We start from the raw sequence: 15,629 nt of genomic DNA, 5'->3' as shown, positions 1-15,629 counted from the left end.
GCCGCCCTCTAACCGGCGTTACGCCAATTTAAACTGGCTGACGACCGCCATAAAGCGGGCATTGGCATCGTTCAGGGCCCGCGTCTCATCCACCGTAGCTTCACCGCTGGCTGTCAATTCGGCCACCAGAGTCTGAATCGCGGTCATATTGCGCGACAGTTCATCAGACACACTGCTTTGTTGTTCAGAGGCCGTGGCTATCTGACTGTTAAGATCATTAATATGTGCCACGGATTTGGCGATTTCCTGCAGCGCTGTGGCCACCTTATCGGTGTTGCTGGTGGTCGCTTCACAGCTGCTGCGGGTCGCCACCATCGACTCGATGGCCTGCTCCGCTCCCTGGCGCAATCGCAACAGGTTCTCCTCGATCTCCGCGGTGCTGGAGCGAGTGCGTGCCGCCAAGGCGCGAACCTCATCGGCCACCACTGCGAACCCCCGGCCCTGGTCGCCGGCCCGGGCCGCTTCGATGGCGGCATTCAAGGCCAGCAGATTGGTTTGATCGGCAATCTCACTGATCACCCGAATGATGTCGGTGATTTTCGAGGTGTCATTCTCGATGTCGGTGATTCGCTGCGAGCTCAGCGAAATGTCACCGGAGAGCGCCGATACGCTGTCACTGGCGCCCGCCACTAACGTGCCGGAATCGGCAACCTGCTGATTGGTCTCATGGGTAAATTGTGAGGCACTGGTGGTATTGCGGGCCACATCCTGAGCTGTGGCATTCATCTCCTGAATGGCGGTGACTACCTGCTCTGTTTCCCGGCAATGGTCACTCAGGTGGCCGGCATTGGTTTGAGTCTGCTGTTCCAGCCGGCCAATGCTGCCGGAGATGGTTTGCGAAGACTGATACAACTGAGTCATTAACGACTGCAGATGAGCAATAAAGCCATTGATGCCATCGGCAATCTGGGCCAGATCATCATTGCCCTGCACCGACAAACGCCGGGTCAGATCGGCATTGCCCTGAGACAGATCCAGCACCATGGATTTCAATGCCAGCACCGGCCGATACAGTACGTTGAGTACCACCACCGCCATCACCACCGCCAGCACCATCATCACAGCCGAGGTCCAAAACGCCTCGGTGGCCGCCGCCGCGACCGAGGCGTACGCAACCGAGGTGTCCACCCCCACAATCAGGTACCAGCGCTGATTATTAATCAGCTCAATGGCGCTGGTATACGCCAGCTTGTCCACTCCATCGATGCGATACTGGATCTTGGCGTCACGCTCGTTCTGCATTCCCTGTTGAATCGCTTGCAGACCGGTATCGGACAAAGTATCGCCGACAGCAATCACCGGCGAAGTCGACGCCAGCGCCTTGCCCTGGGCGTCAACAATAAACGCCACTACGCCGTCACTGTGAATGCTGTTAACCGTATCGGACAGAATCGACAAACCGATGTCACCGGAGAGCACGCCATCACCCAGGTTGGTAACGATGGAGATCACCGGGTTGCCGGTCACCATGTCGTTGTAGATGCCGGTCAGTTCCGGCTCCGTCGACGCCCGTCCCTGTTTATACCAGCCTCGGGGCCGAGGATCGTACTTCGCGGGATCCGCCACTCCCTGCTTCCAGATGTCATCCTCAGCCACACTGGCAAAGGCACTGCCATCATCAAAAGCGAAAAACATCGAGTACAACCCCAAGCTGTCGGTCATCAATCGAGACACCGCCACATAGGCCTGATCATAGGTGCCCTGACGATAATGATCCGCAGTTGCAGACACCGCTTCAGCCCGGGTCTGAAACCATCGCTGCACCTGAGTCGCGTCCGATCGCACCCGCGCGCTCATCCTCATATCGATGGCCGCGGTAGTGTCATCCCTCAGGGTTACGTAGGAGAGGCCATTGGCGACCAACAAAGTAAAGGTGACCAATGCCACGATATAGAGGGTGATGCTCTTTTTCAGACCCAAGGAGTTCACAGATAGTTTCCTTAAATAACAAACAGTTCTTCGCCGTGGGGCACCGAATAACGAAGATGGAATTAGCCCGGTGGTTATAAATTAGGAACCAATTCCAAGCCGTGAACCCGTCGGCTGATTGTTAAAAATACAGCAGCAAACTATTGATGCAGATCCAAGTCTCTGAACAAAAAAAACGGCACCTGAGGGAAGGTGCCGAAAATCAATCTCGAGGACGTTGGCAGTGAATACAGACTCTCCAACGCCGATAACTCTACCAACCGGGTGTGACAGAACCATGGCAGTCGCAATAAAAAACGCCGCCCATTGGGCGGCGCAGTTTGGGTTGCTCAGAATCAGGCAGCCTGTTCCTCTTCCCGCAACGCCCGTCGCAAAATTTTGCCGACATTGGTCTTAGGCAGATCGTCACGAAACTCGATAATCTTCGGGATTTTATAGCCGGTAAGATGCTGCTTGCAGTGGTCTATGATCGCCTTTTCACTGACTCCTGGCTTGGCAACCACGAACACTTTCACCACTTCACCAGATACCGGGTTCGGCACTCCGATGGCCGCGGCTTCCACCACGTCATCGTGCATCACCACCACGTCTTCAATCTCGTTGGGGAACACGTTAAAGCCGGAGACCAGAATCATGTCCTTCTTACGATCGACAATCTTGAAGTATCCACGCTCATCCATGGTGGCGATGTCACCGGTGGACAGCCAACCTTCGGAGCAGATCACCTCTTCGGTGGCTTCCGGTCGCTGCCAATAGCCCTTCATTACCTGAGGGCCAAGAATCTGCAACTCACCGCGATCGCCATTGGTGATCACCTTACCGTCATCATCAATCAGACGAATGGAACACGAAGGCAGCGGCAACCCAATGGTGCCGTCATACCCCTTGCTGTCATACGGGGCTACCGACGCCACTGGCGCACTCTCTGTCAGTCCAAAGCCCTCCAGCAACCGCGAACCGGTCACTTTCTGCCATTTGTCGGCAACCGCGGCCTGCACCGCCATGCCGCCGCCCAGAGCAATCTTGAGCTTACTGAAATCGATCTCGTCAAATCCTGGGGTGTTCAGCAGTCCATTAAACAGGGTATTCACGCCGGTAATGGCGGTAAAGGGGTAACTCTTAATGGTCTTGATGAACAGCGGCATGTCCCTGGGGTTGGTGATCATCAGGTTGGTGCCACCAAGCTTCATGAAAGTCAGGCAGTTACAGGTCAAGGCAAAAATGTGATACAGAGGCAGAGCGGTAATCACCAACTCCTCACCTTCGCTCAACGTCGGGCCAATCCACGAACTCACCTGCTCAAGGTTAGCCACCATGTTCCGGTGCGTCAGCATCGCGCCTTTGGCCACCCCGGTGGTGCCTCCGGTGTATTGCAAAAAGGCCAGATCGCCGTTATCGATCTTCGGCTTTTCCAGCTCCAGTTTGGCGCCTTTATACAGGGCACTGCGCATGGAATGGGCATCCGGCAGATGATATTTAGGTACCATCTTTTTGACGTATTTGACGACAAAGTTCACCAGCGTCCGTTTAAACGGCGACAATTGGTCACCGAGTTTGGTCAAAATCACATGCTCAATGGGGGTCTCGTCTACCACCTCTTCCAAAGTTGAGGCAAAGTTAGACACCACCACAATGGCTTTGGCACCACTGTCATTAAGCTGATGTTTTAATTCTCGAGCGGTATACAGCGGGTTGACGTTGACCACCACCAGGCCGGCACGCAATACGCCAAACAGGGCCACCGGATATTGAATCAGGTTGGGCATCATTATGGCTACCCGGTCGCCTTTTTTCAGCTTCAACTCCTGCTGCAAGTAGGCAGCAAAATCGCGGCTGAGCCTGTCCAATTCGTTATAGGTAATCGATTTCCCCATATTGATAAAGGCAGGTTTATCCCCATAACGAGAGACCGATTGTTCGAACAGGTCCACCAGAGAGGCAAACTTATCGGCATCAATCTCCGCCGGCACCCCTTCCGGATAACTCGTTAACCAGACCTTTTCCATGTGTCGCTCCTTCTCCTGACGGCTTAGTCCTTTCCGCTTCTGGTATTTAATCAGCTGTATTAAACAACCGTATAAACGTGAACATCATCACATAACTGATTGAAGATGTCAGCCATGCCCAGCTAACAAATTAACCATTGTTGTGTTTTTTTTGGCCAGAACAGGCAGGGGGCTGGCAGAGGTTGTGATGGCAAATCCGGTTAATGACAGAGGAAATGCAGGTGTTTACGGCGAAAGCTACCGAATCATAAAAAAAGCGACATGCCAGCCAGAGGAATGTCGCTTTTCACTTCAATTTTAAGATTTTTCTTTTTTTTGCCGCTTTTAGACGCTTAATGCCGCCAGTTTCGCCGACGTCAACTCTCCGCGCCAACCACGAGTCACCACAGGCTGCTCGCTACTGGCGCCTAAACGCCACTTAAGATATTGATGCACCAGCTTCTTTGATGCCATTAACTCCTGCGCTACCTGGTGCTGTTCGCACACTTCCACCAGCGCCTTGCGGACCCGTTTCGCCGCATCTCTGAATGCCGGGTCGGCGCTCAAGGGATCCACCGGTTCCGGCGGGTTGGCCACATCGGCAGACGCGATGGCTTTGAGGATGGCGCGGCCGTGGCGCTGCACGTCCCGCTCGGTCAAACAATCCAGCTGAGTCAGGTAGCCCATGCTACGGGGCGCCCGTTTCGCCAGTTGCAACAGGGCAGCATCTTTGATCACAAAGCTCAGTGCCAAATCTCGCTGCTGCGCCACCTGCAGGCGCCAAGCCGCCAGTGACTTCAGAATCGCCAATTGTTCGGGCCGCAATTGATAGGCGTTTTTCACCTTCAGGTAGGCGGTATCTGGATTAACCGGCGACAAGCGCCCCTCGGTAATCCGCTCCCCCTCCTCCAGCAACCAAGGCAGACGCCGGGCATCGGTGATCTCTTTCGCCATGGTGCGATAGATGGTCAGCAGGTAGTAGACATCGGCGGCGGCGTAGTGCAACTGCTTATCCCGCAGAGGCCGAGCCAGCCAATCGGTACGCGCCTCGCCCTTGTCCAGTTCAATCTCCAGATAGGCGGCGACCATCTTGCCATAGCCCATGGCCACCCCTTGATTCAGCAGCACACCGGCAATCTGGGTATCAAACAGCGGCTTAGGCTGAACCCGCCCTTGCTGGGCAAAGATCTCCAGGTCCTCGCTGCAGGAGTGCAGAACCTTAACCACAGATTCGTCCGCCAGCAAATCCCAAAATGGGCTCAGATCGCTGATCGCCAGTGGATCCACCAACGCCAGAGTGGTGCCGTCGTAAATCTGAATCAGACCCAACTGGGCGTAAAGGGTTCGGGTTCGCACAAACTCGGTGTCCAGCGCCACGGCGTCGGCCTGGCGGCACTGGGCACACAGTTGCGCCAGTTGTTCATCGGTGTCTATCCACTGCCAGCACAATTCGCTCATCAGGATTGGTTCTCTTTCACTTCATCGCGCAGTTCACGGCGCAGAATTTTACCGACGTTGCTCTTTGGCAGTTCGTCCCTGAACTCAACCAGTTTCGGGACCTTGTAGCCGGTAAGCTGTTTACGACAGTGGGCGATCAGCTCTTTGTCGCTCAGGGCGTTGTCTTTTGCCACCACGAAGATCTTCACCAGTTCACCGGAGGCCGCGTGGGGCACACCGACCGCGGCCACTTCCACCACTTTCGGATGGCTGGCTACCACGTCTTCCACTTCATTGGGGAAGACATTGAATCCAGACACCAAAATCATGTCCTTTTTACGGTCGACAATGAAGAACTGTCCCTTGTCGTCCATGTAGCCGATGTCACCGGTAAACAACCAGCCATCTTCGGTAAGGACCTTGGCGGTCTCTTCCGGGCGCTGCCAGTAACCACGCATCACCTGGGGACCACGAACCTGAAGCTCACCGGTTTCTCCAGCCGCCACTGGCTGACCGTCATCATCGACGGCGCGCATCTCGGTGGAGGGCAGTGGCAAGCCAATGGCACCGGTATACTCGGTTTGATTGTAAGTGCCTGCCGCCGCTACCGGTGAACACTCGGTCAAGCCGTAGCCTTCGATGAGCGGCAAACCGGTCAGGGATTCCCAACGCTCTGCCACCGCACGCTGCACCGCCATGCCGCCGCCGATGGTCAGCTTAAACTGACTGAAGTTGGCTTCTTTGAATTCGTCGTTGTTCAGCAGCGCATTAAACAGGGTGTTAACCCCGGTCAACGCGGTAAAGGGGTATTTTTTAAGCTCACCAATAAACGCCGGCATGTCTCTGGGGTTGGTGATCAGCAGGTTCTGGCCGCCCTTCTTAAAGAACAGCAGCAAATTGACCGTGTTGGCAAACACGTGATACAGCGGCAACGGTGTAACCACCATCTCTTCGCCATCTTTGAGGATGGGGCCGAAATAGGCATCGGCCTGCAGCATATTCGCCAACAGCGAGCGATGAGTCAGCATCGCCCCTTTCGCCACCCCGGTGGTGCCGCCGGTGTACTGCAATACCGCGATGTCCCCACCGTCAACGTTGGGCTTGATGTACTGCAATCGCCGACCGACCGACAAGACCTTGCGCATGGAAACGGCGTACGGCAGGTGGTATTTCGGCACCATCTTCTTGATGTACTGCACCACAAAGTTCACCACAGTTCGTTTTGGCGCCGACAGGTGATCGCCAATCTTGGTCAGGATCACATGCTCCACCGGCGTGTCGTCGACAATCTGCTGCAGACTCTGACCGAAGTTGGTGACCAGCACGATCGCCTTGGCCCCGGCGTCGCACAGCTGGTGTTTGAGTTCTCTCGGGGTGTACAAGGGATTCACGTTCACCGCCACCATGCCAGCGCGCAGCACCCCGAGCAGAGCCACAGGATACTGCAACAGGTTGGGCATCATCAGCGCCACCCGATCGCCTTTTTGCAGTTTCAGCTCGTTTTGCAGGTAAGCGGCAAACGCCCGGCTCTGCTCCTCAACCCGGCGATAGGTCAGTACCGCCCCCATATTGATGAACGCCACCTGATCGGCGTACTGGTTGCAGCTGCGCTCGAACAGGTCGAGCAGGTTGCGAAACTGATCGGGTTGAATCTCTGCCGGTACATCGGCGGGGTAGCTGTTAAGCCATGCCTTATCCACACTGTTCTCCTTTCTCGAACAGGACTGCCTGGGTCTAAACGTAAACGAAGCCGGTCCATGGCGCGGGCTGGTTCGCCTCTTAGTCGCGACGGATCGCGGCGCATTCGTTACCGACTTCGTTGACTGTTACAAACGGTTTCAATGATAGCGTGATTCACACCAATGCCTAGTCTAAGCCGGTGTGTTCGCTGCTTTTTACATCAATAAATTGCAATATAAGCCTCAGCAGCTGCTGCGGCTGCTGCATATGGCAATGATGGCCCCCTTCGATCAACTCGAGGCGGGCGTCGGCAAACCAGTGTCGCCGGGCCTGCCAGGCCGACCGAAGCTCGTCAAAGCCACCCTGCCCCAGTACGAAGCAGGTGGGCGTCATCAATCCCTGCATCAAATTCTGCGCTTGCGCATCGGTCATCATCCAGGGAGAGCGCATTCGCAATCTCGGATCAGAACGCCAGCACCAACGGCCATCCGGCTGCTGGTGCAGATTACGCTGCAACAGCAGCCGCGCAGTCTCAAGGTCAAACTGGCCAGCCTTGGCACGTGCAGTCACCAGGGCATCAATATCGCGATAGCTGGCCTGGGAAGTCGGCTTGTCGCGGCTGGCAAACCCCTGGCGCATCTTCTCCAGAGTCTGTTCCGGTGCCGCAGTCAACGGCCCCATGGCCTCCACCACCATCAGCCGTGCTACCTGCTGCGGGTACAGGGCAGCAAACAGACTGGCGATGATGCCGCCCATGGAGTGGCCCAGCACCAAAACCGGACGTCGAGGCAACTGCGGCCACAGCTGATGCAGTTCATACAGGTAGTCCAGAAAGTGGTAGTAATTACCCTGGTGGCGATTCTGCGAATGGCCATGGCCGGGAAACTCCAGCGCCAGCAGCTGGTAACCCGCCGCCACCAGGTGCGGTGCCAGTGGAGCAAAACTGTTGCCGTTATCGAGCCAACCGTGCAACGCCACCACCAGCGGCGCATTCGGGTCCCCCCAGCGCAGGCCGGCCAACTCGATGCTGTCCAGGGCAAAATAAGTCTCTTCTGGTGCCGGCAAGAGTGCCATAGCAATCCCTCTGTTGTCTTGTGGTTTCACGGCTCACCACGCTGGTTGGAGCAGTTACTCTAATGTTAGATCTCGGGCTTGTAGAATTTCAGCGTCATACGGTCGGACTCGCCGATGGCCAGGTATTTCTGTTTATCCTGCTCCTTGAGACGAAGAGACGGCGGCAAAGTCCACACCCCTTTTGGATAATCCTTGCTGTCTTTGGCATTGGCGTTGATCTCGCTGCTGGCCGCCAACCGAAATCCAACTTTCTTTGCCAGGTCAATCATCTGCTGCTGATCCATATAACCTGACTCTGCCGGCATTCCGGGGTTAGCACGGTGTTCCACCACCCCAAAGACGCCTCCGGGTGTCAATACCTCAAACGCCGCTTCAAACACCGCTTGCAGATCCCCGGCCATGGCCCAGTTATGCAGGTTACGGAAGGTCAGCACCATGTGAGCACTGGCCTCCACCCCCAGACGGGTCGTGGTTGGTGGGTCAAATGTCACCACCTGCACCTTGTCATACAGAGACGGGGTTGCCGCCAACTTTTGCTGATAACGTTTTCCGGCACCAGCCCGGTAGCGATTGCGCGGGGTATCCTGTTTGGGCTCGGTCTCAAAACTGGCGGCGATGAAGGTGCCATTGTCACGAAGAAACGGCGCCAGGATTTCGGTATACCAACCGCCACCGGGCCACAGCTCGATCACCGTCATGTCCGGATGCAATCCAAAAAATTCCAGCGTTTGCACCGGGTGCCGGTACGGGTTGCGAGCCACATTAGCCTCAGAACGATGGTCAGCCTCGGCCCAGTGGCTCAGGTCGGCAGTGAAGGTATCGGAATGGGCCAGAGTGGCCAGTGGCATCAATGCCATTGCAGCGGCGAGCAACATCGGTTTCATCGGGGGTTCCTCCTTGGAACGGACGCGGGAAATCGGCGTAGAAGACAGGCTAATACCCTATCGCCGTGGTAGGAGATTGCAACGCTAAGTTGTTGCAAAATCTTTGCAAACGCCCAGGAAGACGCGATCAGACGTACAGGTCGACACCGATCATCGATTGCAATTGCTGCCGCAATGGCTGATTGACCATCTCGTTGTAGGTGGCAATGGCATTGGAGTTGGCGTGGTCATCCACTAAGCGGGCACGGCCTGCCTGCCACTGCTGCCAGGATTGGGCATCGGCAGGCAGCACCAGTTTAGAGGCCACCGATGTCGGCGCAGCCGCTTCCTCAGGCGCATGGTCGCGCTTGATTTTTGCATCCGGCCGGGCCGGAACTTGGCTAAGTAAGCCAACGGGCTGCATCACGGCATCCATCCTTTATCCATACGTGGAACTACTTGCCCGGCATCTTTTTCCAGGCCACGTTATCCCTCAGGTACACCGGCTCAACCTGCTCCAGCGGTTGTGCCAACCCCTGCTTAAACTGAGCCAGTGCCAGAGGCACCATCATCTTAGCACTGGGCAATCGGCAATCGCCAGCAAGCTGCAGGCGACCGTCATCCAGCAGTTGCGGATAGGTTTCAAAACCGGTGCCTACGGCCACCAGCCCCTCTCCCTGCATCAGTTCCAGCTGCAGTAACTGCTCAGGTGCGATCACCATCTCCTGCCCCTGCAGTACCGCCAACCCCTGCTCGGCGTCGTAGCGGGCCGCGTAGACTTCGCCCATTCGAGCATCAATGGCGGCGATCACTGAGGTGGCACCGGCATCAATGGCCCCCTGTGCCATGGCCGCCAGATTGGAGATCGGCAACACTGGCAACTCCGCCCCCAGCGCCAAACCTTGCATCATCGATGTGCCAATACGGATACCGGTAAAACTGCCCGGACCACGACCAAAACCGATGGCATCCAACTGGTTCAGCGCCAGTCCGGCGTCCTCCATCAGTTGCTTGACAAACGGCAGAATCTTCTGGCTGTGCTCGCGGGGGGCCTCTTCACACAAGGCGGTAACGGTGTCGCCAAGGATCAGCGCCGCCGAGCAGTTCTCGGTGGCGGTGTCGATGATCAAAATCTTTGCAGACATCAAACTTCTCTTAATCGTGCTAATGCGTTATCCAGCTCACGGGTACGCGCCATGGCGGGCAAGCTGGCAATAAACTGTTCGCCATAAGGGCGATGAACTAACCGGGGATCGCCGATCACCAGCACCCCTTGGTCTTGCTCGCTGCGAATCAACCGTCCGACCCCCTGCTTAAGGGCCAAAATGGCCTGGGGCAGTTGCACCTGACTAAAGGGGTCCTGGCCACTGCGCTGGCAGGCGCTGACTCTGGCCTGGGTAAGCGGATCATCCGGCGACACAAAGGGCAATTTATCGATCATAACACAACACAAGCCGCGGCCTCTAACGTCCACCCCCTCCCAAAACGCACTGGTTCCCAACAGCACCGCATTGCCATAGGCGTGGAACCGACTCAACAACTGTCGCTTGGAGTCCATGCCCTGCACCAGCAAAGGCCGCGACTGCCGGCGACTGAGCCGTTCGCCCACCTGATGCATCATGTGGTAACTGGTAAACAGCAGGAAGGTGCGGCCATCGGCGGCCTCGATAAGCTCATTGGCAACGGCCGCCAGGTGATCCGCCACCCCGGCTTCGTGAGGTTCGGGGAGGCCCCTGGGCACGCACAACAGGGCCTGTCGAGGATAATCAAAGGGGCTGTCAAGAATCAGAGTTTCGGCGTCATCCAGGGCCATCTGGCGAGTAAAATAGCCAAAATCTCCAGCCACCTGCAGGGTGGCAGAGGTAAAAGCCCAGGCGCAGTGGTACTGCTGATACAACTCGGTGAGTTTGTCACGCACCGACAGTGGACTGGAGACCAGAGCAAAGCCCTGCTTACGCCGCTCCAGAGTATAGGCCTGACTGGCATCGGGCTCGGCAAAATGCGCCAGTAACCCCATCAAACGGGCACAACGCTCAAAACACAGATCCGCCAACTCATCCCGCCCCAGATGATAGCCCAACTCCTTGTGCAACTCCTGCAACTGCTGTTCAAGCTCGGCCATGGCATCGGTGACCCGGGCATACTTCAGTTGCACCAACCAGCCGGGTGCCCCGTTGGCGTGTAGCGCCTCGCTGAGTTCATCCGCCTGGCGCTGCAGATCATCGGCGCGGGTATCCAGGCTTTTGCAGTCTTTGAGTTGCTGGTACAGCCGCCGAATATCCCGCGCAAGATAATGAAAGTTCGACGACGTTAGCCGCTCACCAAACCGATTTAACGCAATATCAGGCAATTGATGGGCTTCATCAAAGATCAACCAATCCAACTCTGGAAGCAGTTCGCCAAAGCCGCCCTCTTTGAGGCCGGAATCGGCAAAAAACAGGTGATGATTAATCACCACCAGGTCCGCCGCCATCGCCTTAGCCCGCGCCCGCTTCAGAAAACAACGGTCAAACTCCGGGCATTTGCGTCCCAGGCAGTTGTCATGGGTGGAGGTGACCTTGCGCAGAATCGGTGCGTCCTCCGCCAGCGAGTCCATCTCGGCCATATCGCCGCTGCCGGTGCCGTTGGCCCAGCTGCGAATTCGAATCAGCTGATCCATCTCGATGGGGCTCTGATTGTCGGTATCGGCAAGGTGACGGTGCAGATGGTAGTGGCACAGGTAGTTACTGCGTCCCTTGAGCAGGGCCACCCGAATGCCGCTGTCCAGCAGCGGCAACAAGCTGGGGAGATCCTTGAAGAACAACTGATCCTGCAGATTTTTGGTTCCGGTGCTGATGGCCACCCGTTTGCCACTAAGCAGGGCCGGCAACAGATAGGCAAAGGTTTTGCCTGTGCCGGTGCCCGCCTCGGCCACCAGGCGTTGACCGGGCTTGTGGTTGCGAGCAATTGCATGAGCCAATTGCTGCTGAGCCTGGCGGTAACTGAAGTTCGGCAGTTGTTCAGCCAGCAGGCCGTTCGCGGCAAAAGCCTGCTTGATTTTGTTGGGGAAACGGGCCATACGCCGCCTGAATAATGGATTCGGCAGCCATTATGGCACAGGCCGAAACCAATGCCCGCCTTCCTCTGGCCCGGTTGAGAAAAAAAACTGCCGTCAGGGTGTTGCAATCTCCCCGGCGCTCCTGTTAGCTTAAAAACACGCCACGATTATCGTGCACAAGAATTTAAGGAAACGTTCCAATGCTGAAGTTTACTGCGCTACACCACCATCACCATTCCAAGCGGTAGCCTTTGGCATTAACGCTGGAAGGCTGCTGTTTAAACGGCGCCCTCCAGCGGATTCAGAACTGAATACCCGAAAACCCTGGAGCCAGCGCCCAGGGTTTTTTCGTATCTACAGGACTGAACACATGACACAACAACGACTGCGCATCGCCATCCAAAAATCCGGCCGCCTGGCCGATGAATGCCAAACCCTGCTCAAGGGCGCCGGACTCAAGCTCAACCTGCGGGATCAACGCCTGCTGAGCCACTGTCAAAACCTGCCCATCGATATTTTGCGGGTTCGCGATGACGACATTCCGGGTCTGGTGATGGACGGCGTGGTTGATCTGGGCATCGTCGGTGAGAACGTCCTCGAAGAGGAGCGACTGGAGCGTCAGGCCATGACCCGACCGGCCGAATTCTCGACCCTGCGGCGACTGGACTTTGGTGGCTGTCGCCTGTCATTAGCCGTGGACAAGGACATGGATTACACCGGTCCCACCTCGCTGGCCAATACCCGCATTGCCACCTCCTACCCCTATCTGCTGGCCCGCTTTATGGATCAAGCCGGCGTTCCCTTCAGCGACTGCATGCTCAAAGGCTCGGTCGAAGTGGCACCCCGAGCCGGACTGGCAGACGCCATCTGCGATCTGGTCAGCACTGGCGCCACCCTGGAAGCCAATGGCCTGAAGGAGTGTGAGGTAATGTTTCGCTCCAAGGCAACCCTGATACAGAGCCAACGTCCATTGACGGAGGCCAACCAAGAGTTGGTGGACAAGCTGCTGACCCGCATCAACGGCGTGATTCAGGCCCGTGAAAGCAAGTACATCATGCTGCACGCCCCCAAGGCGGCCTTAGATCAGGTGGTGGCACTGCTGCCCGGGGCCGAAAACCCCACCATCCTGCCCCTGGCTCAAGACAGCGAGCGGGTCGCCCTGCACGCCGTCAGCTCCGAAACCCTGTTCTGGGAAACCATGGAACAGCTCAAAGCCCTGGGTGCCAGCTCGATTCTGGTATTGCCCATAGAGAAGATGCTGGGGTAAGGCATGCAAAGTTACAACTGGACTCAACTGGATCCTCAGACCCGCGCCGCCGTGCTGGCTCGCGCCGAGCAGGTACAAAATGCCAGCCTCAGCGAGTCGGTAACCGCAATTTTGCGCCAGGTTCGGCTGCAAGGGGACCAAGCGCTGGTGCAACTCAGTGAACGCTTCGACGGCCAGCGCCCGGAGCAACTGGTGTACGACAGTGACGAACTGGCTCGCCGCGGCGCCGGTATCGAAGACAGCCTCAAGCAGGCCATCGACACCGCCATCGACAACCTGGATGCCTTTCATCGAGCTCAGGCGTTCACCACGGTCGAGGTGGAAACCCAACCCGGAGTGCGCTGTGAGCTGCGCAGTGAAGCCATCGAGCGAGTCGGATTGTACGTGCCCGGCGGCAGTGCACCACTGGTCTCCTCGGTATTGATGCAGGCGCTGCCCGCCCGCATCGCCGGTTGCCGCGTTCGGGTGATGGCGACACCACCACCGGTTTCCGACGCCATCTGCTACGCCGCCTGGCGCTGTGGCATTCAGCAGCTGTTTCCGGTCGGCGGTGCCCAGGCCATCGCAGCCCTGGCCTACGGTACCGAAACCGTGCCTCGGGTCGATAAGATTTTCGGCCCGGGCAACCGCTTTGTCACCGAAGCCAAGACTCAGGTAAGCGTCAGCGGCACCGCCATCGACATGCCCGCCGGGCCCTCCGAAGTGTTAGTGATCGCCGATGACAACGCCAGCCCGGCGTTTGTAGCGGCCGATCTGCTGTCTCAGGCAGAGCACGGGGAAGACAGCCAGGCGATGCTGGTGTGCCTGAGCCAGCAGTTTGCCAACCAGGTCGATGCTCAGTTGCAAATCCAATTGTCCAAGCTGAGTCGACGAGCGATCGCCACCCAGGCCCTGGCCCAGAGCCGCACTCTGATCTGTGACACCCTGGCGCAGGCCTGTGACGTTTCCAATCGCTACGGTCCGGAGCACTTGATAGTGCAAACCGACGACCCGCGGGCACTGCTGCCCTCCCTGCGCGCCGCCGGCTCCATCTTCCTGGGCCGCTGGTCACCAGAATCTGTGGGCGACTACGCCAGTGGTACCAATCACGTCCTGCCCACCTACGGTGCCTCCCGCAGTGCTTCCAGCCTGTCGTTGGCCGACTTCTGCCGCCGTTATACGGTGCAGCAACTCAGCCGAGACGGCTTACTGGGACTAGCGAATACCGTGATGACTCTGGCCAATGCCGAAGGCCTGGATGCCCACGCCAATGCCGTGGCCCTGCGCCTGCAAACTCCATCAACCGCAAGGAGCGACTCATGAGCCTGGCCCAACGACTCTGTTGCCCACAGCTAAGGGAATTGACGCCCTACGCCTCTGCCCGGCGCAGTGCCAGCGGTGGCAACGTCTGGCTTAATGCCAACGAAAGTCCCTGGCGCAATGCCAATGTAGCCGGCATCAATCGCTATCCGGACTGCCAACCGCCGCAACTGCGCCAGGCCTACGCCGATTATGCCGCCATTGCCCCATCGCAAGTGCTGATCAGCCGCGGTGCCGACGAAGGCATTGAGCTGTTGATTCGAGCCTTTTGTGTGCCCGGCCAGGATAAGGTCGTCAGCCTGACGCCCAGTTACGGCATGTACCGCATCAGTGCCGAAACCTGTGGTGTCGACTACCAGGCAATTCCCTGGCAGCAGGGGTACACTCTGCCCCAGGCACTGGTGGACGCTGGGCGTGACGCCAAATTGCTGTTCGTCTGCAATCCCAACAATCCCACCGGTACTCTGGTGCCGACCGCCGAACTGCTGCAACTGGCACAGGCGCTGCCCGACACTCTGGTGGTCATTGACGAAGCCTACATCGAGTTCTGTCCGCAGCAGAGCCTGGCCAAGTCCATTGCCACCACTCCCAACCTGGTGATCCTGCGAACCCTGTCGAAGGCGTTTGCCCTGGCCGGGGCCCGCTGTGGCTTCGTACTTGCCAATGACGACATCATCGCCATGTTGGAAAAGGTGATCGCCCCCTATCCGGTGCCGGTCCCCGTTAGCGACCTGGCCCTGGAGACCCTGAGTAATTTCGGCATTCGCCGCATGCAGAGTCAGGTCAGTCAACTCAATGCCCGACGCCAGGCACTGATAACGGCACTGGACGCTCTGCCCGGCGTCGGCACCATCCTCGACTCCGCCAGCAACTTTGTGCTGTTTGAAGCCAAGAACGCCGACGCGTTACTGACTGAGCTGGCCGGCAAAGGCATTTTGATCCGCGCCTACTCGGCGTTGCCAGGCTGGCTGAGGGTCAGCATCGGCAGTGAATCGGAGATGGCCACCTTGATGGCCGCACTGGAACCCGCCCTACAACAACCCCGACAGGATGCATAA

The 15,629-nt window shown here is 57.5% G+C and carries 12 protein-coding genes; 3 read left to right on the top strand and 9 right to left on the bottom strand.

Annotated features, from left to right (window positions below; genetic code table 11):
* Positions 1-18 precede the first annotated feature (18 nt).
* The 9 genes from J8Z22_RS09005 to J8Z22_RS08965 form a co-directional block, all read right to left on the bottom strand.
* Positions 19-1,929 carry a methyl-accepting chemotaxis protein gene (locus tag J8Z22_RS09005; protein ID WP_252010140.1) on the bottom strand — a complete coding sequence of 637 codons (1,911 nt, stop codon included), beginning with the start codon at positions 1,927-1,929 and terminating at the stop codon, positions 19-21.
* Between the two features lie 335 nt (positions 1,930-2,264).
* A complete protein-coding gene (gene fadD / locus J8Z22_RS09000) occupies positions 2,265-3,935 on the bottom strand; it encodes a long-chain-fatty-acid--CoA ligase FadD (RefSeq protein ID WP_028113378.1) in 1,671 nt (556 codons plus the stop codon).
* Between the two features lie 324 nt (positions 3,936-4,259).
* Positions 4,260-5,372 (bottom strand): ribonuclease D, encoded by a 1,113-nt coding sequence (gene rnd, locus J8Z22_RS08995; protein WP_252010139.1) that lies wholly within the window; start codon positions 5,370-5,372, stop codon positions 4,260-4,262.
* Entirely contained in the window at positions 5,372-7,051 is a 1,680-nt protein-coding gene (gene fadD, locus J8Z22_RS08990; RefSeq protein ID WP_028113376.1) for a long-chain-fatty-acid--CoA ligase FadD, read from the bottom strand. Before fadD (J8Z22_RS08990) ends, rnd begins: the two co-directional genes overlap by 1 nt.
* Before the next feature lie 166 nt (positions 7,052-7,217).
* Positions 7,218-8,105: an alpha/beta fold hydrolase gene (locus tag J8Z22_RS08985; protein WP_252010138.1), complete on the bottom strand. Its 888-nt coding sequence runs from the start codon at positions 8,103-8,105 to the stop codon at positions 7,218-7,220.
* Positions 8,106-8,170: 65 nt separating this feature from the next.
* Positions 8,171-8,989 carry a class I SAM-dependent methyltransferase gene (locus J8Z22_RS08980; RefSeq protein ID WP_252010137.1) on the bottom strand — a complete coding sequence of 273 codons (819 nt, stop codon included), beginning with the start codon at positions 8,987-8,989 and terminating at the stop codon, positions 8,171-8,173.
* 127 nt (positions 8,990-9,116) lie between these two features.
* A complete protein-coding gene (locus tag J8Z22_RS08975; protein ID WP_169629270.1) occupies positions 9,117-9,395 on the bottom strand; it encodes a hypothetical protein in 279 nt (92 codons plus the stop codon).
* Between the two features lie 28 nt (positions 9,396-9,423).
* Positions 9,424-10,113 (bottom strand): tRNA (adenosine(37)-N6)-threonylcarbamoyltransferase complex dimerization subunit type 1 TsaB, encoded by a 690-nt coding sequence (tsaB, locus tag J8Z22_RS08970; RefSeq protein ID WP_028113372.1) that lies wholly within the window; start codon positions 10,111-10,113, stop codon positions 9,424-9,426.
* Positions 10,113-12,026: an ATP-dependent DNA helicase gene (locus tag J8Z22_RS08965; protein ID WP_252010136.1), complete on the bottom strand. Its 1,914-nt coding sequence runs from the start codon at positions 12,024-12,026 to the stop codon at positions 10,113-10,115. Before J8Z22_RS08965 ends, tsaB begins: the two co-directional genes overlap by 1 nt.
* A gap of 349 nt (positions 12,027-12,375) precedes the next feature.
* On the opposite strand from J8Z22_RS08965, the gene hisG reads away from it, so the two are divergent.
* From hisG to hisC, 3 genes are read left to right on the top strand one after another with little or no spacing between them, the layout of a single operon-like run.
* The gene (hisG, locus tag J8Z22_RS08960; protein WP_252010135.1) at positions 12,376-13,272 is read left to right on the top strand and encodes an ATP phosphoribosyltransferase; all 897 of its coding nucleotides are present in this window, start codon (positions 12,376-12,378) and stop codon (positions 13,270-13,272) included.
* A gap of 3 nt (positions 13,273-13,275) precedes the next feature.
* A complete protein-coding gene (gene hisD, locus J8Z22_RS08955; protein WP_252010134.1) occupies positions 13,276-14,574 on the top strand; it encodes a histidinol dehydrogenase in 1,299 nt (432 codons plus the stop codon).
* Positions 14,571-15,629 carry a histidinol-phosphate transaminase gene (gene hisC, locus J8Z22_RS08950; protein WP_252010133.1) on the top strand — a complete coding sequence of 353 codons (1,059 nt, stop codon included), beginning with the start codon at positions 14,571-14,573 and terminating at the stop codon, positions 15,627-15,629. Before hisD ends, hisC begins: the two co-directional genes overlap by 4 nt.

Source organism: Ferrimonas sp. SCSIO 43195 (genome assembly GCF_023716685.1).
GTDB classification, from domain to species: Bacteria; Pseudomonadota; Gammaproteobacteria; order Enterobacterales; family Shewanellaceae; genus Ferrimonas; species Ferrimonas kyonanensis.
This window is presented reverse-complemented; position numbering and strand designations above follow the sequence as displayed.

Bases quoted from the DNA above. Each gene is read 5' to 3' on its own strand.
- fadD (WP_028113378.1), bottom strand. From the start codon at position 3,935: ATGGAAAAGGTCTGGTTAACGAGTTATCCGGAAGGGGTGCCGGCGGAG.
- rnd (WP_252010139.1), bottom strand. From the start codon at position 5,372: ATGAGCGAATTGTGCTGGCAGTGGATAGACACCGATGAACAACTGGCG.
- J8Z22_RS08985 (WP_252010138.1), bottom strand. From the start codon at position 8,105: ATGGCACTCTTGCCGGCACCAGAAGAGACTTATTTTGCCCTGGACAGC.
- J8Z22_RS08980 (WP_252010137.1), bottom strand. From the start codon at position 8,989: ATGAAACCGATGTTGCTCGCCGCTGCAATGGCATTGATGCCACTGGCC.
- tsaB (WP_028113372.1), bottom strand. From the start codon at position 10,113: ATGTCTGCAAAGATTTTGATCATCGACACCGCCACCGAGAACTGCTCG.
- J8Z22_RS08965 (WP_252010136.1), bottom strand. From the start codon at position 12,026: ATGGCCCGTTTCCCCAACAAAATCAAGCAGGCTTTTGCCGCGAACGGC.
- hisG (WP_252010135.1), top strand. From the start codon at position 12,376: ATGACACAACAACGACTGCGCATCGCCATCCAAAAATCCGGCCGCCTG.
- hisD (WP_252010134.1), top strand. From the start codon at position 13,276: ATGCAAAGTTACAACTGGACTCAACTGGATCCTCAGACCCGCGCCGCC.
- hisC (WP_252010133.1), top strand. From the start codon at position 14,571: ATGAGCCTGGCCCAACGACTCTGTTGCCCACAGCTAAGGGAATTGACG.